Source organism: Halobaculum limi, from assembly GCF_029490015.1.
Lineage (GTDB): Archaea > Halobacteriota > Halobacteria > Halobacteriales > Haloferacaceae > Halobaculum > Halobaculum limi.
This window is the reverse complement of the sequence record NZ_CP120468.1, coordinates 275,439-296,698: the sequence shown is the minus strand read 5'-3', so window position 1 is coordinate 296,698 and position 21,260 is coordinate 275,439. Positions and strand designations below refer to the sequence as shown.

Here is a 21,260-nt window from a genome sequence, read left to right as displayed (position 1 = left end):
ACGCTCACGCGAGGTCGGCGGTCGCCTCGCGCATCTGCTCGACCGTGGCCTCCGTCTTGAACGCTGTCCCGGAGTAGTGGGCGTGTGACGACTCGTAGCCCGCCTCGCGAAGTGTCTCGACGAACTCGTCCATTCCGACGGCTGGGCGGCCCCACTGCTTGCACAGGCGGTGTTGGTCGTAGTGGGTCGGCGTGTCGAGTTCGCCCGCGATGGTATCGAGCATCTCGCGTGCCCGTCGCGCGGTCCCCATATCGTCGCTGACAGCGTCGCCGACGGCCTCGGCGAAGTCGGCATCCGCGATTGGACCCAGCCAGATGGGGCCGGCGGTGACGACGCGGGCGGAGTCGCAGTACGGACACGACTCGGGAGCGTCGGGGAGACGGCCGTACTCGTGGTCGCGTTCGAGGCAGTCCTGACAGTGGTGGACGAAGCCCAAGTTCTCCAGCGTCGCCGTCGCGTCCGTCGCGTTCGCCTCCAGTTCGAGGTACGTCCGCGCGTAGTGGCGAGAGACGTGCGAGCAGACCGGGAGGGCGGCCTTGTCGCGAGTCGCGGCACGTCGAACCAGCGCACCGATCAACACGCGCAGGCCCATCTCGGGGTGGTACTCCGTGTTTCGTGGGAGGGTGTCGTAGCGGCGGACGCCCGCCTCGAAGTGCGCGCCACACAGCGGCGCGGTGTCGGTCGCGGTGACACACAGGAGGTTGCGCGTTCCGGCGACCGCGCTGTCGACGAACGGCATCGGCGACCCGTACGGGTCGACGTCGACCACGTCGAAGAAGCCCTCGTGGAGCAGGGCGTTCGCGTCGCCCTCGACCGCCTCGCCGTCGTACGGCGCGAGGTTGCGAGCCGCGAGCTCCACTGCGTCGGCGTCGATGTCGGCGGCAGTCACGTCCCACCCTTCGGCGGCCGCGCGAGTCGCACGGACGCCCGAGGCGGCCATCGCGTCGAAGTACGTCTCCGCGCGGGGTTCGTGGTCGGCGTACGCACGCAGGACGGCGACGGTAACGTCGCGGTTCAACTCCATCTTCGGGTTGTAGAACACCTCGTCGGCGCGGCCCTCGCTCGCACCGTCGCGCGCGTCCTCGACCTCGACGGTGACGCCGCCCTCTGTGACCTCCATCGTTACCCGAACTGGACTGCGCCCGAAGTTAACGGGCGTGGAATCGGTCGGGTCGCCCACGCCTCGCCGCTCTCACTCGGCAGTCGTCTCTCGCGTCCGCCGTCCGTCGTCCGAAGCGTTTTGCCACGGCCACGCCAAGCCCGCGATGTGACGCGTGGCGAGGGCGGCGCATCCGATCCGACGCCGACGGCGAAAAGCGACTGCTCCGGCGACACGGACGACGGCTCCCCTGACCAGTCCGGCGACGCTCTCGACGCGGCCGACCTCGCCGCCCTCGCGACGGAGGACTGGCGGGCCGCCCTCGCGACGACGGGCGAACTGAAGCCGCCTATCGTCGCGCGCATCATCGACCTCCACGGCGACCGCGGCCGCCGCGCCATCGAGGCGGTCGCCGAGGGTCGCGTGAAACGCTATCGCGACTTCACCGTCGTCGTCGGCTACCGTACCGAACACATCATCGAGGACGGCGGCTGTGACTGTCAGGACGCCACGTACAATCTCGACACCTCCAACGCGGACGAACGCTGCTGGCACGCCATCGCCGTCGACATCGCCGACCGTGTCGACCGGGTCGACCACCACGATATGTGGTACTCGGACGTCGCCGAGTTTCTGTAGCGGGCGACGGGTGAGGGTTCAAGTGCGATACCGGAACCAGCGACGGCTATCGACCACCCGAGACGGCACGCCGGGACGCGGGTGTGCGGCCCGACGGCGTGTCGCGGGCGTCGCTGAGCACGGTGTCAGTCGACGCGTCGCCGCGAGCAGGGCCGCCTGTCAGCACCACCGCCAGCGACGCGTCGGTGTCGGTCACTCGAAGGAGGCCGTCTCGACCGTGAGGCCGTAGTAGACGGCGGGTGCGAGCGCGAGCGCAACTGCCGAGACGACCGCCGTTGCGGAGACGCGACCGCTCACAAGCGCCGCGAACAACACCGCGAGGCCGAGGACGACGCCAACGCCGACTGCGCCGAGTCGGGTGTCTTCGGTCGCGTAGAAGCCGGCGCTCCGGGCCGCAAGCGCGCTCGCCACCCACACGAGCAGCGCTGCGGCCGCGCCGAACGGACTGCCAAGGCCGACGCCAGCGAGCAACAGCACCGCGCCCGCGACGCCGCCGACGAGCAGCGACCGTCTGCCGTCCGGGAGCCGTCGCGCCGGGGTGTACGCGACGGCGTACGCCCACGCCGGTGCGGCGACGAGGAGGCCGAAGAACGTCCCACGGAGCGTCGCGGCCGCGACGTCGCCGCTCGCAGTCACGACGGCGTCTCCGACGAGGATCAGACCGACGAGCGTCCCGGCGACTGCGACCGCACGGGTCGGCAGCACCGTCGTCGGATCGTCGTCGTGGTAGACGGCGTACACCGCGAACGGGTACAACAGGCCGACGCCGGTGAGCAGCGACCGCGTCACGTCGCCGGTCGCCCACAGCGCGAACGCCCCGATGGGGAGTGCGAGCAGGAAGCCGGTGAGCAACGCCAGTTCCGGGGCGCGACGGTTCACGACCGCCGTACGGGTGGGCCGACGAAAAGCCCCTCGGCGAGTCGGATCGGTCGCCCGCTCCGCCGTCGACGTGGAATCGGGATAGACGGAAGCGTTTAGACCGTGCCGGGGGTAGCCCCGCCTATGGCGGACTGTCCACTTGCGGATGACTGCCCCCGGTTCTCCGAACGGATCCAGGGGATGGGGTGTCAACACTACGGCAATCGCGGCGGCGCAGAGTGGTGCAACGAGTACGATATGCCCATCTCGGACCTGAAACAGCAGCCGGTGAAGCCCGGCGAAGAGGTCGTCGTTGAGGTCGACGACATCCACGAGAGTGGTGCCGGCGTCGGTCGAACCGAGGACGGCTTCATCGTGATGGTCGACGGCCTTCTGCCGCCCGCGCGGGCGGTCGTCCGCATCGACCGCGTGAAACAGAACCACGCGAAAGCGAAGAAGGTGATCGAACGCCTCCCCGACGACCCGGACGAGGCCGACGAGGAGAGCGCGGAGGGCGCCGACGAGGAGCGGTCGTCCGAGGACGGCCCGGCGACCCGCCGCGAGCGACTCGGGTCGCGCGACAACTTCTGGGGCTCGTAAGGTCGACTCCCTCCGGGGGTCGCGGATGGACAGTCCGTACTATGCTTTTTGTGTACCCGGGTGTGAGTACTCGGTATGGTTCCCGAGCGGAGCGGTGGTGTCGACGGGGGCGACGACGAGGCGATCGACGTCGCAGAGTTACTCGACCGTGCCGGCTTCGACGCCGCCCGGAGCGTCCTGACCCGTCGACAGGCGGAGGTACTGGCGCTCCGCGAGCGCAACGTTCGACAGGCCGACATCGCGGAGTTGCTCGGCACCTCGCGCGCGAACGTCTCCAGCGTCGAGTCGTCGGCCCGCGACAACGTCGAGAAAGCCCGAGAGACGGTCGCGTTCGCGGAGGCGCTGTCGGCTCCTGTCAGGATCGAGATCGCCGCCGGGACCGACCTCTACGACGTTCCCGACCGCGTGTACGACGCCTGTGACGACGCCGAGGTGAAGGTGAATCACACCGCACCCGACCTGATGAAACTCGTCAGCGACGACGCTGGCGGCGCGGTGCAGGGTCGTGAGGTCGTCGCGCCCATCCTCATCGGCATCACCAGCACGGGCGCGGTGCGCGTGCGTCGCTCCGAGTAACAGCGGTCGACTCGCCCGCTTCCCGCACGGTCTGCCGGCTCGCCCGACTTTTTGTCTCACTCGTGCGCAGACCACAGTATGGACCTGCGACTCGACGGCGACACGGCACTGGTGACGGCGAGTTCGAGCGGCCTCGGCTTCGCGACGGCGTCGTCGCTGGCGGCTGAGGGGGCGAACGTCGTCGTCTGTGGACGCACACCCGACCGCCTCGCTGATGCCGAGTCGTCGCTCGCGGACGCGCCGGGCGACGTTCTCGCGGTGGAAGCCGACGTGACGGACCGCGACGACGTGGCGGCGCTCGTGGACGCGACCGTCGAGGCGTTCGGCGGCCTCGACCACGTCGTCACGAGCGCCGGCGGCGTCCCGCCGGGCACGTTCGACGAGACGAGCGACGACCAGTGGCGCGGCGCGTTCGACACGCTCGTGATGAGCGCCGTCTGGACGCTCCGGGAGGCACGGCCCCACCTCACCGACAGCGACGCTGGGACGGTGACGTGCATCACCTCCACCTCCGTCCGAGAGGCCATCGACGGCCTCGTCCTCTCGAACGCCGTCCGGCGGACTGTCATCGGTCTCGTGAAGACTCTCTCGCGGGAGTGGGCACCCGACGTGCGGGCGAACGCCGTCCTCCCGGGCGCACACGAGACCGCTCGCATCGAGGAGTTGGTCGAGGACGCCATCGACCGCGGCGCGTACGACACCTACGAGGAAGGCCTCGCGGACTGGGCGGCCGACATCCCGTTGGACCGCATCGGCGACCCACAAGAACTGGGTGACGTGGTCGCGTTCCTCGCGTCCGAGCGGGCGTCGTTCGTCAACGGGGCGGCCCTGCCGGTCGACGGCGGCACGCTCAACTCGTAAGCCGCTGACAGCAACGGCGACTGCCGGTCAGAAGTCGTCGGACGCTTTCAACCGACCCACTACGTCGCGGACCCGCTGTGCTTCCGCCTTCGGGACGACCAGCACCCGGTCGTCGTAGGCGACGACGCACAGATCTTCGACGCCGACCAGCGAGACGTGTGCGCCGTCGCTGGCGACGACGTTGTCGGCGGCGTCGACGGACAGCACGTCGCTTGCCCCGGTCACGACGTTGCCCTCGGCGTCGGCGTCGAGTACGCGGTCGAGGGCGTCCCACGCGCCCAGGTCGTCCCACGCGAAGTCGGCGGGCACGACCGCCGCACGCTCGGCACGCTCCATCACGGCGTAGTCGATGCTGACGGGGTCGACGGCGTCGAATCCGGCATCGGGGTCCGGGTCGGCCGATTCCAGTTCGGCGACGAGCGGTTCTAACGGCGTCTCGCGCGTCTCACGGACGAGCGCCTTGGGCGTCCACGCGAAGATGCCTGCGTTCCAGTAGTACCCCGCGTCGACGTAGTCGGCGGCCGCCTCCGCGTCGGGTTTCTCGTGGAACGCCGCGAGTTCCCGATATGCGCCGTCGCCGACGCCGCGGGCGGTGCCGGCTTCGATGTACCCGTAGCCGGTGGCGGGACGGGTCGGTTCGACGCCGAAGGCGACGAGGCGGCCGGACTCGGCGGCGACGCGTGCGCCGCGGGCCATCGTCCGCTCGAAGGCGTCGCCGTCAGGGACGTGGTGGTCGGCTGGGAGAACGACGACGACCGGGTCGCCGTCGACGGCTTCGCGGGCGCGGTGGGTCGCGTACACGATGGCCGGGCCGGTGTCCTTCCCCGCTGGTTCGACGACTACCTCGGCGTCGGGTGCGTGCTCGGGTATCTCGTCGGCGAACGCCGAACGGGTGGCGACGAGCGTCGTGTCCGCGAAGCCCGTGCGCTCGACGGTGCGCGAGAGGAGGCTCTCGTCGCCCTCACCGAGCGAGAGGAACTGCTTGGGCCGGTCGCTGCGTGAGGCGGGGTACAGGCGGGTTCCGGTGCCGCCGGCGAGGACGACAGCGACGACGGGGCGGGTCATACCGAGCGAACGCGGCCGGGCGGCAAAAGCGGTCGGGCGTTTGCGGTCGCCCGCCGGTGGGTAGGGATCACGTTCGTTCGACTGCGCTCACGTTCTGGGCGGCTCGGCACGGAGACCTCGCCGCCGGCTGTCCGCGGTCTCGTTCGTTCGCTCCGCTCACTCACTCGACCGCGCTCATCTTCTGGGCGTCGCGCCCGCAAGCGCGCCACCGTCCTGCCGAGGCGCTCGCTCGCGTCTCGCTTTGCTCACGGGTCGCTTCGCTCCCCGTTCGCTATCCGCGGTCTCGTTCGTTCGCTCCGCTCACTCACTCGACCGCGCTCACCACGTCTGGACGCGCCCCTCTCGCACGTCTTCCGCACACCCCTCGCAGTCGGGATGTCCCTCCTCAAAACACGCTGGCTCTCCGTCTGCGTTGACCGCAACCCGTCGCTTCTCGACGTGACGGCGACAGACGATGCGGGCGCGGTCCTCCTCGTCGGTGGGCAGGTCGAAGGTGTCGGCGCGGTTCTCGCCCCACTCGCGGCCCTCGCGGTACGCGCGCTTGCTCCGGGCGTACTCGCGCCCAACCTTCCGGGCCTGCTGGTGGAGGACGCGACGGAACTTGTCGCCCAATCCCATACGGGTACTGCGTGCGCCCGGCGTATCAGTCCGTTGGGTCCGGTGATCGGCACGTCTGACGCCCGAATCGGCGGCCCGTATGCCGGCGCACGGTTTCACTTTCACCCTGGTCACGTAACACTAAATACCACTCCGAACCAATCGCCGTGTGCCTCCCACTGAACACATACCCGGAGGCAGGAGAACTATGGCAGACTTGCAAACCCACGCGGAAGAGATACACGAGCAGTTTTCAGACCATCTGGACATCACCGTCGAGGACGTCGAGGAGCGCCTCGCCTCGCTGGTGAACGAGTACCGCGTCCCCGTCGACGAGGCACGCCGCAGCGTCGTCAACGCCTACCTCGACGAGGCGGGCCTCGAACGCGACGAGATCGGCTCCGGCGGCGCACAGGAGCTGCTCGTCGGCGACATCGACGAGGACGAACAGTGGGTCGACCTCCGCGTCAAGGTGGCCGACCTGTGGGACCCCAACCACGACTCCATCGCACAGGTGGGTCTGCTCGGCGACGAGTCGGGCACCATCAAGTTCGTCTCGTTTTCGACGAGTGAACTCGAAGCACTCGAGGAGGGAACGAGTTACGCCCTCTCGAACGTCGTCACCGACGAGTACCAGGGCAACTACTCGGTGAAACTCAACCGGACGACGACCATCACCGAACTCGACGAGGACATCGAAGTCGGCGACGACTCCGACGAGGTCGAAGGCGCCCTCGTCGACATCCAGTCCGGGTCGGGCCTCATCAAGCGGTGTCCCGAAGACGACTGCACGCGCGTCCTCCAGAACGGTCGGTGTAGCGAACACGGCCAGGTCGACGGCGAGTTCGACCTGCGCATCAAGGCCGTCCTCGACGACGGCGACGCCGTCCAAGAGGTCATCTTCAACGAGGAGGCGACCGCCGAACTCACCGGCATCGGTCTCGACGAGGCCAAACAGATGGCGCAGGATGCCCTCGACACGACCGTCGTGGCCGAGGAGATGGCCGACGACATCGTCGGGCGCTACTACCGCGTGCGCGGCCCGACGTTCGGCCGCTACGTGTTGGCCGACGAGTTCGAAGAACTGTCCGGCACCGACGACACGGTCGATGCTGAATCGCTGCTGATCCGCGCGAGGTCCCTGTAATGAGCCAGAACACCCTCACCCGAGAGGTCGCACGCCGCGTCTTCGCGACCGAGTACAACGACGCCAGCTACACGTTCAAGGAGTCCGACGACGACCGGGCCCCCCTGTACCTCCTGTTGCCGACGGGCGAACGCGCCAACCGCGTGTTCATCGTCGGGACGCTCACCGAGAAGGAGGACGTCGGCGAGGACAGCGAGTACTGGCGCGGCCGCATCGTCGACCCGACGGGGACGTTCTTCACCTACGCCGGGCAGTACCAGCCGGAGGCCGCGAGCGCCCTCCGCGAACTGGAGCCGCCCGCCTACGTCGCCGTCGTCGGCAAGCCACGGACGTACGAGACGGACGACGGTAACGTGAACGTCTCCGTCCGCCCGGAGTCCATCACGACCGTCGACGCCGCCACCCGCGACCGCTGGGTCGCCGAGACCGCGGCCCGGACGCTCGACCGCATCGAGGCGTTCGACGACGAGGGCAACGAGTACGCGCGGATGGCCCGCGAGCAGTACGACCTGCCCGTCGAGGAGTACCGCGACGCCGCCGTCGCGGCGCTGCAGTCGCTCGACGACGCCGACGAACTCGAAGGCGAAGCGCCCGTCTGAGGCTGGCGCCGTCGTAGTCGACGCGCCTTGAGCGCGTTCCCCCACCGCGGATTTCCCCAATTCCCCGTTTTCCCACCCTCCGTTTTTTCGCCGGAGCCGTGTGAGTGTCTGACGAACGATTAAGTGGCGACGACGACGAGTAGCCGACAATGGGGAGTAAGAACAAGACCGTCTCCTTCCGTGTCAACGAGGACGCCTTCGAGGCGCTGCGGGAGATTGCCGACGAACGTGACCTGTCGCTGTCGGCGGTGTTCCGCGATTACGTCGACACCCTCGTCGCCCACGACGGGCAAGTAGAGGTCGTCCCCGAACACCGCGTCGAGGACGCCGACGGCGAGTCGTTCCCGCCGACCGTCGAGGTGCCCAAGAGCTTCGTCCGAGAGCACGAACGGCTGGAACTGGAGGCCGAACACCTCCGCGAGCAACTGGACGAGTACAAGGCGTACGTGACGTTCTTACAAGACCAGTTGGAGAACGACGAGGGCACCGATGAAGTCGTTTTTCTCGAGGACCTCGACGGCAGCCACGACGACGACGAGCCGTATCAACTCGGCTGAGTCGGCACACAACTACCCGTATGGTGACTCCTCGTGACCGCGAGTAATTCGTGGCGGCGGGACGTGGCGCTGGTGTTCGTCGCGCTCGTCCTCGGATTCGTCGCCTTTCTCGCACTCAACTACCTCGCGCTGTTCGGTGTCGTCAGCGTCGACTCCGATCTGTTCGTCGTCTGGATCGGTGTCGCCATCGGCTACGCCGTCGCGCGACTCTCCGGCCGCACATTCGACTGATCGGCTGACAGTGAGTGATTCGACCGAAACCGGCGGACGGTCACTCCTCACTGTCGACGGCGACGGTCACCGGTTCGCCGCCGTCGACGACGATCCGGTAGTCACAGAACACGAACTTGACCGTCGGCGCTGACGAACCCCGTGCGATGAGCGCATCCAGGGCTTCAGTGTCGATCGCGTCTTGCAGTCGCGCATCTAACTCGACGGGGTCGACGTCCTCGGCGGCGGCGACGCGTTCGACGACACGCTGGCTCACGGGAGGGTCCTCGTTCGATCCGGTGGGGCTCATCGATTCGATCACGGATCTCCCGTGGACTCGCGTCAGTATGAACGCCGAGCGTCGTGAACTCCGATCAACGCCGATTAACGCGAATTCACCGTTGTGTCGACTGGACACGACACATTACCCTGCCGGTAACTTCGCGCTACCGCGCTAACTCGTCGTGTGCTTCTCGTGCCCGGCGTTGGGCTTCTTGATCGCCCTCGACGCTCGCGAGCGACTCGACCGCCTCTAGCGTGCGCACCGCGTCGTCGAGAAACGAGAGCACGTCGCCGGGGTACGCGTACAGCATATAGTCGTCGCCCATCACGTCGACGATAGCATCGGGGCCCAGTCCCTGCGCCCGCAGTTCCAGCAGGTAGCGGATGAACTTCCGCTCCGGGTGGCCGCAGTAGGGAGCGTCGTCACACCCACAGTCGAGGAAGTCCTCGGCGAACTCCAACACCCGGTCGCGGGTCGCCTCGTCGAGTTCCGACAGGCCGTCGCCCGAGAACACGAGATCCAGCGTCGCCCCCGTGAACGCGCCCTTCGGGATGTTGGCGTCGAGTTGGGAGGCGATCTGCCGGTGGTTCTTCAGGTAGATCTTGTCCGTGATGGCCACTGCTACCCGTCGATAGCGGATCCGACGAGAAAAACGCGACGGTCACGCCGTGGCGGTGACGATGGGTCGGGTGCTTCCGTGTCCGGCGTCGTGCGTGAGGCTGGCACGCACCCGCCCCGGCGGAGTCGTAACGTATTTCACTCACACCGGGCTACCTGTGGATGCGTGTCCGGGTTGGGGTAGTGGACTATCCTTCAGCCTTGTGGAGGCTGAGACGCGGGTTCAATTCTCGCACCTGGACCTTTGCTCCGGTCGTCTCGGCGACCACTCACGAGTCTGTTCTTCGGTCGAACGCGTCAGCTCACTTTTTGGGTCGTACGAGTCCGGATCGCCGCTCAGATACCGCGTCCGCCCACGTCGGGAAGCCTGCTCGCGTCGCTGATCCCCAGCGAGTCGCGGCCGCCCTGTTGGATGATATTGAACGCGGTCATGAGGTCGCTCCGCGAGACGAGCCCCGCGAGTTCGCCCTCCTGATTGATCACGGCCAACCGACCGACGCCACGCTGTTGCATCATCTGGAGGGCGTCGAGCGCGTCCGCGTCGGGCGTGACGCTCGCGATATCCGTCTCCATCACGTCGCCGACGGTGTAGGCGTCGCGTTCGACCTCGCGGACGTTCTGTGCGTCCTCCAGCGTGACCATCCCGACGAGCGACCCGCGGTCGACGACGGGGTAGCCCGTGTGCCGTTCGCGGAACATCCGCTCCATCAACTGCGCCACGCTGGCGTCGGGGTCGACGACGCTCAGGCGGTCGCGCGGCGTCATCACGTCGTCGACGGTGACGCCCTGGAACGCCGCCTTCATCGTCGTCTGCTGGGACTCACTGGAGGCAGCGATGTAGATGAAGAACGCCAGCCCCACGGTGAGCCAGTTGCCGTTGAACAGGCCGAACAGGCCGAGCATAAACGCGAACACCTTGCCGACTTCGGCGGCAATCTGGGTCGCCCGCGCGTGCGGTCGGTTCCGCGCTAACAACGCCCGAAGCACGCGCCCGCCGTCCATCGGGAAGCCGGGGAGGAGGTTGAACGCCGCGAGGACGAGGTTCATCAAGGCGAGGTAGCCGACGACGAACGCGACGGTCGGCGGGAGCGGCACCGCAACGAACACGACGTACGCGATGAGGCCCAGCGCGACGGACACTGCCGGCCCCATAATCGCGATGGTGAACTCTTGTTTCCAGTCCTCGGGCATCTCCTCGAACTGGGCGACGCCGCCGAACAGCCACAGTGTGATCCCCTTGATGGCGTAGCCGTAGTGCATCGCGGTCAGCGAGTGTCCGAACTCGTGGAGGAGGACCGAGACGAACAGGCCGACGGCGGCGACGGTACCGAGGACCCACGGGACTGCCCCCGCGGTCAGCGCGTCTGCGGGGATGGCGACGCCGAACGTCTGCCCGACGATCCCGGAGAACTCACCGACCTGGCTACCGATCAGGTACGCGAACAGCGGGAGCACCAGCAGGAACGTCCAGTTCAACTGGATCGGGATGCCGGCAACGCGACCGACACGGATGCCTCGCATACCCTCGGATAGTCGCCCACAGGGTATAAACCCGGCCACCGATCCGAGCGACGGGACTTATTTTCCGCCACCGCGATGTGCCGGTATGAGCGACACCGAGAACGCGACGGCGACAGACGGCCCGGAACCGGTCGTCAAGCGTGGGTCGGACCTGTCGATGGGCACCGTAGACGCGGGTGAGGGGATGTCGAAAGGCGTCCTCCTCGACGAGTCTGACGGTGCACCACACTTCGCGATGCGGCGGTTCGAACTCGCCCCTGGCGCACGAGTTCCCAACCACACCAACGAGGTGGAACACGAGCAGTACGTCCTCGCGGGCGAGTACACCGTCGGAATCGACGGCGAAGAACACACTGTCACCGCGGGCGACGCCCTCCTCATCCCCGCGGGCGTCCCCCACTGGTACCGCAACGACGGCGACGAACCGGGTGCGTTCATCTGTGTCGTACCGAACGGCGACGACACCATCCACGTTCTGGACGACGAGTAGCCAGTCCGAGGACGAGTCGCCCGACTGACGGGATCGACGCCCGTCGGACGCGGAAGCCGAATCCCTGAAATACCGCATCCGCGTACGCGGAGGCAACCGAACACCGTGTCCGAACAACTCCCGCAGGTCGAGACCCTGTTCCTCCACGAACGCGACGAGGACTTCACCGTCGTCGTCGAACGCGACGGCTCGCGGGTGCTGCACGGCGTCCTCGAACTCAAGGAGACGGACGCCGGGCCGCGCCCGCGCCGCTTCCGCGTCAAGCGCAAGGGCGGCGAGGAGCCACGCCAACCCGACCAGTTCGTCGAGTTGGCGCGGTCGGCCCGCCGCATCCGCATCTCCGAGCAGACGAACGCGCACGCTCGCGACCGCCTCCAGTCGATGCTGTCGGCGTACCAACTCGACGCCAAACAGGTGCGCACCTGCCGCTACTGCGCGAACGCCGGGCGCTACTCGCCGGTCACCAGCGAGACAGCCGTGAAGGCCGACCGCGACTTCATCTGCGCAGACTGCGCGAAGCGGGAACTCGACCGGGAACTGTCGTACAAGGGCCAGTTCACCGGCAACGCCCGCGAGCGGTTGGAAGACCTCCTGTTCGAGGTCCAGGACTTGGAGCGAATCACGAACCTCTTGCAGGGGAACCTCGACCCCGACCTCACGAAGTTCGACACCATCTCGGCGACGACCGACGAAATCGACGCCGTCCCGACGAACTCGCTGAACCTCCATCCCGCCCTCCAAGAACGGGTGGAGGGGCGCTTCGACGAACTCCTGCCCGTGCAGAGCCTCTCGGTGCGCAACGGTCTCTTCGACGGCGACGACCAACTCGTCGTCTCGGCAACGGCGACCGGGAAGACGCTCGTGGGCGAACTCGCGGGCGTCAACAACGCACTCAACGGCAACGGGAAGATGCTGTTTCTCGTTCCCCTCGTCGCGCTCGCGAACCAGAAACACGAGGACTTCGAGGAGCGCTACGGCGACGTCCTCGACGTGACCATCCGGGTCGGGGCCTCGCGCATCAACGACGACGGCAACCGCTTCGACCCGAACGCCGACATCATCGTCGGGACCTACGAGGGGATCGACCACGCCCTCCGCACCGGCAAGGACATGGGCGACATCGGCACGGTCGTCATCGACGAGGTCCACACGCTGAAAGAACCCGAGCGGGGCCACCGCCTCGACGGGATGATCTCTCGGCTGAAACACTACACCGAAGACCGCGGGTCGCCTGCGCAGTGGGTGTACCTCTCGGCAACCGTCGGCAACCCCGAGTTCCTCGGCCAGCGACTAGGCGCGAAACTCATCGAGTTCGAGGAGCGACCTGTCCCCATCGAACGCCACGTCACCTTCGCCGACGCCCGCGAGAAGGTGAAGATCGAAAAGCGCCTGGTGAAGCGGGAGTTCGACACCAAGTCCTCGAAGGGATATCGCGGGCAGACGATCATCTTCACCAACTCCCGGCGGCGCTGTCACGAAATCTCGCGGAAACTGGAGTACGACTCCGCGCCGTACCACGCTGGTCTCGACTACAAACGCCGCAAGACTGTCGAACGGCAGTTCGGTAATCAGGATCTGGCCGCGGTCGTCACGACCGCCGCTCTCGCGGCCGGTGTGGACTTCCCTGCCTCGCAGGTCATCTTCGACACGCTGGCGATGGGAATCGAGTGGCTCTCGGTCCAGGAGTTCGAGCAGATGCTCGGCCGCGCCGGGCGCCCCGACTACCACGACGAGGGGAAAGTGTACGTCCTCGTCGAACCCGACGCCAGTTACCACTCCTCGATGGAGGGCACGGAAGACGAGACGGCGTTCAAACTCCTGAAAGGCGAGATGGAGGACGTGACGACGGTGTACGACACTTCCTCCGCCGCCGAGGAGACGCTGGCGAACGTCGTCGTCGCGGGCAAAGGTGCGAAGAAACTCAACGACCGGATGATCGGCGAGGTGCCGACCACCCACGCCGTCGGCAAACTGCTGGAGTGGGAGTTCATCGACGGCCTCTCGCCGACGCCGCTGGGACGCGCCGTCGCCACGCACTTCCTCGCGCCCGACGACGCCTTCCGCATCCTCGACGGTATCCGCAAGGACCACCATCCGTACGACATCGTCGCGGACATGGAACTCGCGGAGAACGAGGAGATGTAGGGCAGGACGACCGCGACGGTCCGACGGCGAACAGTACCGCCCGCGTCAGTCGACGCGGCGGCCGTGTCGGTAGCCGAGGAGGTACGCCGCCGCAGGGACGCCGACGATGAGGGCGATGTTGAGCGCGAGGAGGTACACCGACACGGTCTGCCCGATGGTTCCGAACGCAGGGAGCCACGCGGGAACGCCGCTGTCGACGACCGAAGAGACGGCGGCGTTCGCGACGCCCCGGAGGAGGACCACACCGACGACGAGGGCGACGAGAGCGAGCGGGTAGCGGACGTGGGCGGACCGAACGAGCGAGGCCATACCGGTTTGTGACGGACTAATTTCATAACTGTACGGATCGTTTTGAGCCGTCGCCGGGAACGTGCCCGGCGGTCCCGGCGTGTCCGGTGATGTCGTCCCGACGGCACGAGTCGGCACCACGTTGATTGTCACTGGCGAACAACAGTATTGAATGGACGAAGCAGACCGGCAACTCGTACACGAGGTTCGCTCCCAACTCGACGGATGGACGACCTCCGCTCGCAGCGAGGCGTACACCGAACTGTTCGAAGGCGACGATCCGATCCTCTCGACGGAGGAACTCCGACTGCTCGACGCGGTCGACTCCCTGTTGGAACGCCACGGCGGCGACGGCGTCTGGGGAACCGACCAGTACGGCGTCCACGCCGACAGCTCTGGACCGGCGTCCGACTCCCTGGGGATCGTCTGCGTCTACCACCCTCAGGTGACGAGAGACTCGGTTCTCCGCGGCGTCGACGACCTCGACGACCGGACCGAAGAGCGGATCAACGCGGCGCTGTGGACGTACGCCGAGCGCGTCACGGACATCATCGAGCGGGAACTCGACGAGTACCTCGGGCGAGACTGACACCGACGTCCGGTCGGCGGTGCAGTCGCCCCCACACGTCGGAGTCGCGGCCGTTCAGACGCCCAGCCACTCGTCGTTCCGGACCTCGTACCCGTTGCCCCGACAGAACGCCGCCGCCTCCCTGCGAACCGCTCGTGACCCCGGGAGAGCGCGGTCGTCGCGGATCTGCTCGACGATCCAGTCGGCGATCACTCGGATCCCCTCGTCTTCGTCGACGGCGTCGATCGCCGCGAGCTCTCGGAAGGTCCGCTCGTACGCGTCCCACTGTAACCCCTCGAGCGTCGCCTCGGGGAGTGCGTTCGTGGCCTCCACGACTCGCTTCATCGCGGTGGCGACCGTCGGTCGCTGGATCCGGATGCGCACCGCCGTGGGAGCGTCGAACGTCTCGTGGTCTGTCTCCGGGAGCAACTCCGAGACGGTGTACGTCCCGTCGGTCGACTCGACCTCGCGGTCGCCGACTGCCGCGACGATAGTCGCGCCCGTCGCGGGAAACGCGATCGTCTGTAGGTCCGCTTCGATCTCCTCCAAGGTATCGTCCGGGATCGGCGGCTCCGACTCGTCTCCTCGTTCCAACTCCATCGCTAGCTCGCGGTTTCGTCGTCTGTTCTCTGCATCGTGGGACTGCTTGTCTCGGCCCTGCTTGTCATCTGCCATCTGTACGAGTACGGTCTCGACGTGGATAACCTCCCTGACGGTTCCACGCGACGACCAACGTGTGTGTCGGCAGCGTCCCGATCCGGGGCCGTCGCTCCGATCCCCGCACCCTTTTGGCGTCAGGGGGCATCGACTTCGCCGTGTTCACGCCCGAGGTTCTGTTCGTTGCCGCCGTGATCCTCGTGGCGCTCGTCTTGTTCGTCACCGAACCGGTTCCCGTCGACATCACGGCGCTCGGAATCTTGGTCAGTCTGTTGCTCGCGGAGCCGGTTTCGGCCGTGTTCGCCGACCTCGGACTACTCGTGGCTCCGTTCGAACTGGTGACCGTCGAGCAGGGGCTGTCGGGGTTCGCCAACCCCGCGACGCTGACGGTCCTCGCGATGTTCGTCCTCTCGGAGGGCGTGCGGATGACGGGCATCGTCCAGCGACTCGGCACGCTCATCGCGCGGATCACTCGCGGCGACGAGACGAAGCAACTCGGCGCGACTATCGGCATCGTCGGCCCCGTCTCCGGCATCATCAACAACACCGCCGCCGTCGCCATCCTCCTCCCGATGGTGACGGACTTGGCCGAGCGGAGTCACACGTCGCCGTCGAAACTCCTACTCCCGCTGAGTTACGCGTCGATGTTCGGCGGGACGCTCACGCTCATCGGCACGTCGACGAACATCCTCGCGTCGGACCTGTACGCCACGCTCGCACCGCCGGAGGTCGCCCGGCAGTTCGGTATGTTCGAGTTCCTCCCACTGGGCGCTGTGCTGTTGGTCGTCGGATCCATCTACCTGATGACGGTCGGTCGGTGGCTCACGCCCGCCCGAATCAAACCCCGCGTCGACCTCACCGAGGAGTTCGAGATGGCCGACTACCTCACCGAGGTCGTCGTCCGCGAAGACTCGCCGCTGGTGGGTCAGCGCGTCGAATCCGCACTCGTCGAGACGGACTTCGACGTGGACATCGTCCAGTTGGTTCGCGGCGATCAGGTGTTCCTCGAACCACTCGGACAAAAAGAGATCAAAGCGGGCGACCTGTTCGCGATGCGCACCGACCGCGCGACGCTCGTCGAACTCCTCGACGTGGAGGGGCTAGACCTCATCCCTGAGGTGGTCGACGAGGCGGAACTGGAGGCGGCCGACAGGGGGCAGAACCTCGTCGAGGTCGTCGTCGCGCCGGGGTCGTCGCTGGTCGGTGAGTCGCTGGCGTCCGCGAGTTTCCGCCAGCGCTACGACGCGACCGTCCTCGCGCTCCGTCGTGGGGGCGAGTTGGTCCGCCAGCGGATGGATCGCATCCCCCTCCGCGTGGGTGACACGTTGCTCGTACAGGCCAGCGAGGTCTCCGTCGAACGCCTCGACGCCAACCGCAACTTCATCCTCGCACAGGAGATCGAACGTCACGACTACCGCCAGTCGAAGACGGGCGTCGCCGTCGCCATCGTCGCGTTGGCGGTCGGCCTCGCCGCACTCAACGTCGTCCCCATCGTCGTCTCGGCGCTGGCGGGCGCACTCGCGATGGTCGTCACTGGCTGTCTCAAGCCCGGCGAGGTGTACGACGCCGTCGAGTGGGACGTCATCTTCCTGCTGGCGGGCGTCATTCCGCTGGGCATCGCAATGCAGTCGTCGGGGACCGCCTCGCTGATCGCAGACGCCGTCGTCGCAGGGTCGACCGTTCTCCCACCGCTGGTGTTGCTCGGGGCGTTCTACGTCGTCACCGCCCTGTTGACGAACGTCATCTCGAACAACGCCAGCGTCGTGTTGATGATCCCGGTCGCGTTGCAGGTGGCCGCCACACTCGGCGCGAATCCGCTGGCGTTCGCGATGGCTGTGACGTTCGCGGCGAGTACGGCGTTTATGACGCCCGTCGGCTACCAGACCAACCTGTTCGTGTACGGGCCCGGCGGCTACCGCTTCACCGACTACGTGCGGGTTGGTGCGCCGCTACAAGCGGTGTTCGCTGTCGTCACGACGCTCGGCGTCCCCATCGTGTTCGGCCTCGGGATGTGACGGCGACCGCGAACGGAACGGTTTATACCCGTTCGGACGGGACGAGTGTGTACGGGACCGTGGGTTAGTGGTATACTCCTGGCCTTGGGTGCCAGTGACCCCGGTTCGAATCCGGGCGGTCCCACTCAATTCTCTGCGGCGTAACGAGCGTTGAAATACGATAGCGACCCAGCAAGCGTATGCGTTCACTGGACGAGATGCCGAGTCATCGGAAGGAGGATTACACCGAAGCTGTTGTCGTTGCGGAGTTGAAGCGGCGCGGAATCCCCGTCTCAAAACCAGTCGGTGACAACGAGCGGTATGACCTCATCGTGGAGGCCGCCCAGGAACTCTGGACGCTACAGGTAAAAACCGGGTCTCACCGTGATGACGGGATCAACTTTCGTGGTGTCTCACAGCATACGAATGCCAGCGGAAACACGTACAAGCCGTATGATGGTGATGTGGATTTGTTCATCGTGTACTGCCACGAACTCGGCTCGATGTATCTCGTCCCTGAGGCAGAAGTCGGATCTAATATGTTTCTCAGGACTGCGGAGCCGTCCCAGCGACACAGGAATATCAACTGGGCGAGTGAATACGAATTTGACCGGAACTGGCCCCTAGACGATGCTTTCGGGTCTCCGGACAACCTCTCTATTGTCGTGGAAATGCTTAGTGAACGAGGAATCACGCTCCACGAACCGGTCACGGAAGAGGCGTATCAGTTATTGCTCGAAGCTGACGACGGCACCCAATACAGGGCCGCGGTTGAGCACGGTATGGTGAATGAGGGGCGTCTTCGGTTCGACCCGAAATGTAGACTTAAAGGGCCTGAAGCGATTGATCTCGTATTGGTTTATTCGACGGAACTCAACACGCTCTATCTCGTTCAGCGAGACGAATATAACACGGCTATTTCACTTCGGGTAGAAGCTCCCAATCAGTGGAACCGGGACATCAACTGGGCCGAGGAATACGAATTCGACGAGCGATGGCCCGATGTCTCCGAATAGCTCTCAATTTTAATTCTTGTGCACACCTCGAAACGCTTCACACATTTCCTCCATCGATTCAGCAAACCGCCGGCCCTCCGGGCTGGTCCGGGATAGTACGCCTTCCGGGCCTCTCGTTGAGAAGTGAGTGACAGCGTTCAGTTCCCCTCCGAAGCGGCGTGCTTGGCAGTCACCACAGCGGCGGACCGATCAGTATGAACTCGGTTGGGGGGACACACCGTGGCGTATCTGCACTGCCACACACGAACCAGTAGTCCCCCTTGGCAGTACTCAAATGGGTACTCGCTTCCACCGTTCCGACTCGGAACAGGCCGACGATAAACCACCTAGATAATTATTAACAATCGACGCGTTCGTGTCGGTAGGCCAATGAGTACTGACGACCACGATCATACGGCCGACGCACACGGCCACGAGCACCACGAGGTCGAGGGGCCGGGATATCCGACACCGGCGGCGATGCGCACCGAATCCGAACGCGAGAAGACCGCCTTCGTGATGTCACTCCGAGTCGGGATGGACGTGGACGGCCCCGACTTCGTCGGCGTCGTGGACGTCGACCCCGACTCCGACACCTACGCGGAGTTGATCGACACCGTCGAGATGCCGAACAAGGGTGACGAACTCCACCACTTCGGCTGGAACACCTGTTCGTCCTCGTGTCACGCCGAGGGACTCACCCGAGACCACCTGATCGTCCCGGGGCAACGCTCCTCCCGGATCCACATCATCGACGCCGCCGACCCGCGCAATCCGGAGATCGAGCACGTGATCGAGCCCGAGGAGGTGTTCGAACACGACCTCTCGGCGCCACACACGGTCCACTGCGTTCCCGAAGGGAAGATCGTCATCAGTATGCTCGGCAACGCCGACGGCGAACTCCCCGGTGGCTTCCTCCAACTCGACCAGGACGACTTCTCCATCGACGGCCACTGGGAGGCCGACAGCGGCGCGATGGAGATGAACTACGACTACTGGTATCAGCCCCGTCACGGAGTGATGATCTCCAGCGAGTGGGCCGCCCCCGAGACGTACTACCCGGGCTTCGATATGGAAGACGTCGAAGCCGGGAAGTACGGTGACAGCATCCACATCTGGGACTGGGAGACCAAAGAACACCGCCAGTCTCTCACCTTCGGTGAGGAGGGGCTGATCCCGCTGGAAGTCCGGATGCCCCACAACCCCGAGGAGACGGAGGGGTACGTCGGCGCCGCGCTCTCCTCGAACATCCTCCGCTTCTGGGAGGACGCCGACGGCAACTGGGACTGGGAGAAAGTCATCGACATCGAGGACCGCGAGCATCCCGACTGGGATATGCCGGTTCCCGGCCTCGTGACGGACCTCCTCCTCTCGCTCGACGACCAGTATCTGTTCTTCTCGAACTGGCTCCACGGCGACGTGCGGATGTACGACGTCAGCGACACGGGGAACCCCCGGCTAGTAGACCAAGTGTGGGCCGGCGGCAACTTCGGCGACCGACAGACGGTCGGTGATCACGACATCCGTGGCGCCCCACAGATGCTCCAGCTTTCGCGCGACGGGCGCCGCCTCTACTGGACCACCTCCCTGTTCTCCACGTGGGACAACCAGTTCTACCCCGAGATGGGCGAGGAGGGATCGCTGATGCTGAAGGCGGACGTCTACCCCGAGGAGGGACGGATGGAACTCGACGAGGAGTTCGTCGTCGACTTCGGCGACGCCCCCGGCGGTCCGGCCCGCGCCCACGAGATTCGCTGGCCCGGCGGCGACTGTACGAGCGACGTCTGGCAGTAGTCGCCGATGCCCCACGAGATCACCCTGGAGTGGCGTGACGGCCGGGAGGAGACCGTCGAGGTTCGGGAGACCGAGACGGTCATCGACGCGGCCGAGCGTGCGGGCCTCGGCGTCCCCTACGGGTGTCTGTACGGGGCCTGCGCCACCTGCACCGGCCGCCTGCTGGAGGGTGACCTCGTCCATATCGACCGCCCACGAGGGTTGAAGCCCCGCCATCGACGGGACGGGTACGTCCTGCTGTGTGTGGCCGAACCGCGCTCCGATTGCCGAATCGAAGTGGGCGCGGAGATACAGGCCGACCTCGTGCCGAACCCGTGGAAATGAGATCGATCATCCGACGCGCGGCCGTCGCTGCGTTCGGTGTCACTCTTCTGTCGACACCCGCGTCCGCCCACGGCGTACCCGCCGACGCGACGGGTCTCTCTCTCCTAGTCGTCGTCGCGGGCGTCGTCCTCGTCAGTCTACTCGGCGGCGGGGTTGTCTTGATCGCTTACGGCCGGGTTCCGTGGGCCGTGGGGCGGGCAGCGCTCCCGATGCTCGTGTTCGCGCTCGGCGCCGCAGCGCTGGCGTTGGCCGTCACGCGGGCGACGGCAGTGGCCCTCGTTGGCCTCACGGTCGGTGTCAGCGTCAGTTATCTCGCCCGCGGTGTTGGGATCACCGACTGCGGTAGCTGTGCGGACGCCGCACTGGGGGCCGTGACGCTCCACCGTGGCCTCGAAGGCGTCGTCCTCGCCACCGTCTACGCCGCCGACGCGGCACTCGGACTGGCGGGCGCCATCGTCGTCGCCGGGCACGCTGCCGCCGAGACGGCCGCCGTCGGGTCGCTGTACGCCGACACCGGCCGTCGGTACGCCCTCGTCGCGGTGCTCGTCGTGCAGATGGGGTTCGTCGGCGGCGTCGCGGCAGGGTGGGGGGTCATCGGCGGCGTTGCGCCGACCGCCGAAGCCGGCCTGCTGGCGCTCGTCGGGGGTGTCCTCCTCGCCGTCGGCACCCGGGAGGCACGGCGTCGCCACTTCGGGAGCGCGGTGGCGGCGTAGGGCACACTCGGCGGTGTCGCAAACGAGGTCGACCACTTCCACTCGGAGGCGACAGTTCTTAC

At 66.5% G+C, this 21,260-nt stretch carries 26 protein-coding genes and 2 tRNA genes; 18 read left to right on the top strand and 10 right to left on the bottom strand.

All coding sequences use genetic code 11. The features are described 5' to 3' along the window. Positions 1-4: 4 nt before the first annotated feature. A complete protein-coding gene (locus P0D77_RS01465; RefSeq protein WP_277554365.1) occupies positions 5-1,120 on the bottom strand; it encodes a tRNA (guanine(26)-N(2))-dimethyltransferase in 1,116 nt (371 codons plus the stop codon). A gap of 318 nt (positions 1,121-1,438) precedes the next feature. Between P0D77_RS01465 and P0D77_RS01460 the strand changes: the two genes are divergently transcribed. Then, positions 1,439-1,738, top strand: coding sequence for a hypothetical protein (locus P0D77_RS01460; protein ID WP_277555833.1), 300 nt, complete (start codon positions 1,439-1,441; stop codon positions 1,736-1,738). Between the two features lie 46 nt (positions 1,739-1,784). On the opposite strand, the gene P0D77_RS01455 is transcribed toward P0D77_RS01460, so the two are convergent. Both P0D77_RS01455 and P0D77_RS01450 read right to left on the bottom strand, forming a co-directional pair. After that, positions 1,785-1,934: a hypothetical protein gene (locus tag P0D77_RS01455; protein WP_277554364.1), complete on the bottom strand. Its 150-nt coding sequence runs from the start codon at positions 1,932-1,934 to the stop codon at positions 1,785-1,787. Further along, positions 1,931-2,617 carry a hypothetical protein gene (locus tag P0D77_RS01450; protein ID WP_277554363.1) on the bottom strand — a complete coding sequence of 229 codons (687 nt, stop codon included), beginning with the start codon at positions 2,615-2,617 and terminating at the stop codon, positions 1,931-1,933. Before P0D77_RS01450 ends, P0D77_RS01455 begins: the two co-directional genes overlap by 4 nt. 123 nt (positions 2,618-2,740) lie before the next feature. Between P0D77_RS01450 and P0D77_RS01445 the strand changes: the two genes are divergently transcribed. The 3 genes from P0D77_RS01445 to P0D77_RS01435 all read left to right on the top strand — a co-directional run bounded on the left by P0D77_RS01445 (position 2,741) and on the right by P0D77_RS01435 (position 4,633). Next, complete coding sequence (locus tag P0D77_RS01445; protein ID WP_277554362.1) at positions 2,741-3,196, top strand: TRAM domain-containing protein; 456 nt, start codon at positions 2,741-2,743, stop codon at positions 3,194-3,196. Positions 3,197-3,271: 75 nt separating this feature from the next. After that, entirely contained in the window at positions 3,272-3,772 is a 501-nt protein-coding gene (locus P0D77_RS01440) for a Tfx family DNA-binding protein (RefSeq protein ID WP_277554361.1), read from the top strand. A gap of 78 nt (positions 3,773-3,850) precedes the next feature. Next, the gene (locus P0D77_RS01435) at positions 3,851-4,633 is read left to right on the top strand and encodes an SDR family oxidoreductase (RefSeq protein ID WP_277554360.1); all 783 of its coding nucleotides are present in this window, start codon (positions 3,851-3,853) and stop codon (positions 4,631-4,633) included. A 27-nt stretch (positions 4,634-4,660) separates the two neighbouring features. Here P0D77_RS01435 and P0D77_RS01430 read toward each other — a convergent pair whose 3' ends face one another. Both P0D77_RS01430 and P0D77_RS01425 read right to left on the bottom strand, forming a co-directional pair. Beyond that, positions 4,661-5,698 (bottom strand): mannose-1-phosphate guanylyltransferase, encoded by a 1,038-nt coding sequence (locus tag P0D77_RS01430; protein WP_277554359.1) that lies wholly within the window; start codon positions 5,696-5,698, stop codon positions 4,661-4,663. Positions 5,699-6,016: 318 nt separating this feature from the next. Further along, positions 6,017-6,310 carry a DUF7091 family protein gene (locus P0D77_RS01425; RefSeq protein WP_277555832.1) on the bottom strand — a complete coding sequence of 98 codons (294 nt, stop codon included), beginning with the start codon at positions 6,308-6,310 and terminating at the stop codon, positions 6,017-6,019. A 193-nt stretch (positions 6,311-6,503) separates the two neighbouring features. On the opposite strand from P0D77_RS01425, the gene P0D77_RS01420 reads away from it, so the two are divergent. The 4 genes from P0D77_RS01420 to P0D77_RS01405 all read left to right on the top strand — a co-directional run bounded on the left by P0D77_RS01420 (position 6,504) and on the right by P0D77_RS01405 (position 8,829). Continuing rightward, entirely contained in the window at positions 6,504-7,442 is a 939-nt protein-coding gene (locus P0D77_RS01420) for a replication factor A (RefSeq protein ID WP_277554358.1), read from the top strand. Continuing rightward, a complete protein-coding gene (locus P0D77_RS01415) occupies positions 7,442-8,041 on the top strand; it encodes an RPA family protein (RefSeq protein ID WP_277554357.1) in 600 nt (199 codons plus the stop codon). The genes P0D77_RS01420 and P0D77_RS01415 overlap by 1 nt, the downstream gene beginning before the upstream one ends. 149 nt (positions 8,042-8,190) lie before the next feature. After that, entirely contained in the window at positions 8,191-8,598 is a 408-nt protein-coding gene (locus P0D77_RS01410; protein ID WP_277554356.1) for a DUF8146 domain-containing protein, read from the top strand. Positions 8,599-8,631: 33 nt separating this feature from the next. Continuing rightward, positions 8,632-8,829 (top strand): hypothetical protein, encoded by a 198-nt coding sequence (locus tag P0D77_RS01405; protein WP_277554355.1) that lies wholly within the window; start codon positions 8,632-8,634, stop codon positions 8,827-8,829. 40 nt (positions 8,830-8,869) lie between these two features. On the opposite strand, the gene P0D77_RS01400 is transcribed toward P0D77_RS01405, so the two are convergent. Continuing rightward, entirely contained in the window at positions 8,870-9,118 is a 249-nt protein-coding gene (locus P0D77_RS01400; RefSeq protein ID WP_277554354.1) for a HalOD1 output domain-containing protein, read from the bottom strand. A 136-nt stretch (positions 9,119-9,254) separates the two neighbouring features. Continuing rightward, complete coding sequence (locus P0D77_RS01395; RefSeq protein WP_277554353.1) at positions 9,255-9,710, bottom strand: DUF5814 domain-containing protein; 456 nt, start codon at positions 9,708-9,710, stop codon at positions 9,255-9,257. 168 nt (positions 9,711-9,878) lie between these two features. Between P0D77_RS01395 and P0D77_RS01390 the strand changes: the two genes are divergently transcribed. After that, positions 9,879-9,951: transfer RNA gene (locus P0D77_RS01390), tRNA-His, on the top strand. 94 nt (positions 9,952-10,045) lie between these two features. Here the strand turns inward: P0D77_RS01390 and P0D77_RS01385 are convergent. Beyond that, positions 10,046-11,230, bottom strand: a complete 1,185-nt coding sequence (locus P0D77_RS01385) for a CBS domain-containing protein (protein ID WP_277554352.1) — start codon at positions 11,228-11,230, stop codon at positions 10,046-10,048. A gap of 85 nt (positions 11,231-11,315) precedes the next feature. Between P0D77_RS01385 and P0D77_RS01380 the strand changes: the two genes are divergently transcribed. Then, complete coding sequence (locus P0D77_RS01380) at positions 11,316-11,720, top strand: cupin domain-containing protein (protein ID WP_277554351.1); 405 nt, start codon at positions 11,316-11,318, stop codon at positions 11,718-11,720. A gap of 105 nt (positions 11,721-11,825) precedes the next feature. Then, on the top strand, positions 11,826-13,865 hold the full coding sequence (locus tag P0D77_RS01375; protein WP_277554350.1) for a DEAD/DEAH box helicase: 2,040 nt from the start codon (positions 11,826-11,828) through the stop codon (positions 13,863-13,865). A gap of 45 nt (positions 13,866-13,910) precedes the next feature. Here the strand turns inward: P0D77_RS01375 and P0D77_RS01370 are convergent, their stop codons facing one another. Then, complete coding sequence (locus P0D77_RS01370; protein ID WP_277554349.1) at positions 13,911-14,174, bottom strand: hypothetical protein; 264 nt, start codon at positions 14,172-14,174, stop codon at positions 13,911-13,913. Between the two features lie 151 nt (positions 14,175-14,325). Here P0D77_RS01370 and P0D77_RS01365 point away from each other — a divergent pair, with 151 nt between their 5' ends. Further along, entirely contained in the window at positions 14,326-14,742 is a 417-nt protein-coding gene (locus tag P0D77_RS01365; protein ID WP_277554348.1) for a DUF7539 family protein, read from the top strand. A gap of 54 nt (positions 14,743-14,796) precedes the next feature. Here P0D77_RS01365 and P0D77_RS01360 read toward each other — a convergent pair whose 3' ends face one another. Continuing rightward, entirely contained in the window at positions 14,797-15,396 is a 600-nt protein-coding gene (locus tag P0D77_RS01360) for a DUF5789 family protein (RefSeq protein WP_277554347.1), read from the bottom strand. Between the two features lie 140 nt (positions 15,397-15,536). On the opposite strand from P0D77_RS01360, the gene P0D77_RS01355 reads away from it, so the two are divergent. The 6 genes from P0D77_RS01355 to P0D77_RS01330 all read left to right on the top strand — a co-directional run bounded on the left by P0D77_RS01355 (position 15,537) and on the right by P0D77_RS01330 (position 21,198). Next, positions 15,537-17,393 carry an SLC13 family permease gene (locus tag P0D77_RS01355; protein ID WP_277554346.1) on the top strand — a complete coding sequence of 619 codons (1,857 nt, stop codon included), beginning with the start codon at positions 15,537-15,539 and terminating at the stop codon, positions 17,391-17,393. Positions 17,394-17,446: 53 nt separating this feature from the next. Further along, positions 17,447-17,517 (top strand) — tRNA-Pro (locus P0D77_RS01350). A gap of 55 nt (positions 17,518-17,572) precedes the next feature. Next, positions 17,573-18,388 carry a group I intron-associated PD-(D/E)XK endonuclease gene (locus P0D77_RS01345; protein WP_277554345.1) on the top strand — a complete coding sequence of 272 codons (816 nt, stop codon included), beginning with the start codon at positions 17,573-17,575 and terminating at the stop codon, positions 18,386-18,388. 369 nt (positions 18,389-18,757) lie between these two features. Next, entirely contained in the window at positions 18,758-20,161 is a 1,404-nt protein-coding gene (locus P0D77_RS01340; RefSeq protein WP_277554344.1) for a selenium-binding protein SBP56-related protein, read from the top strand. A 6-nt stretch (positions 20,162-20,167) separates the two neighbouring features. Beyond that, entirely contained in the window at positions 20,168-20,485 is a 318-nt protein-coding gene (locus P0D77_RS01335) for a 2Fe-2S iron-sulfur cluster-binding protein (protein ID WP_277554343.1), read from the top strand. Further along, positions 20,482-21,198, top strand: coding sequence for a hypothetical protein (locus P0D77_RS01330; protein ID WP_277554341.1), 717 nt, complete (start codon positions 20,482-20,484; stop codon positions 21,196-21,198). The genes P0D77_RS01335 and P0D77_RS01330 overlap by 4 nt, the downstream gene beginning before the upstream one ends. Positions 21,199-21,260 lie beyond the last annotated feature (62 nt).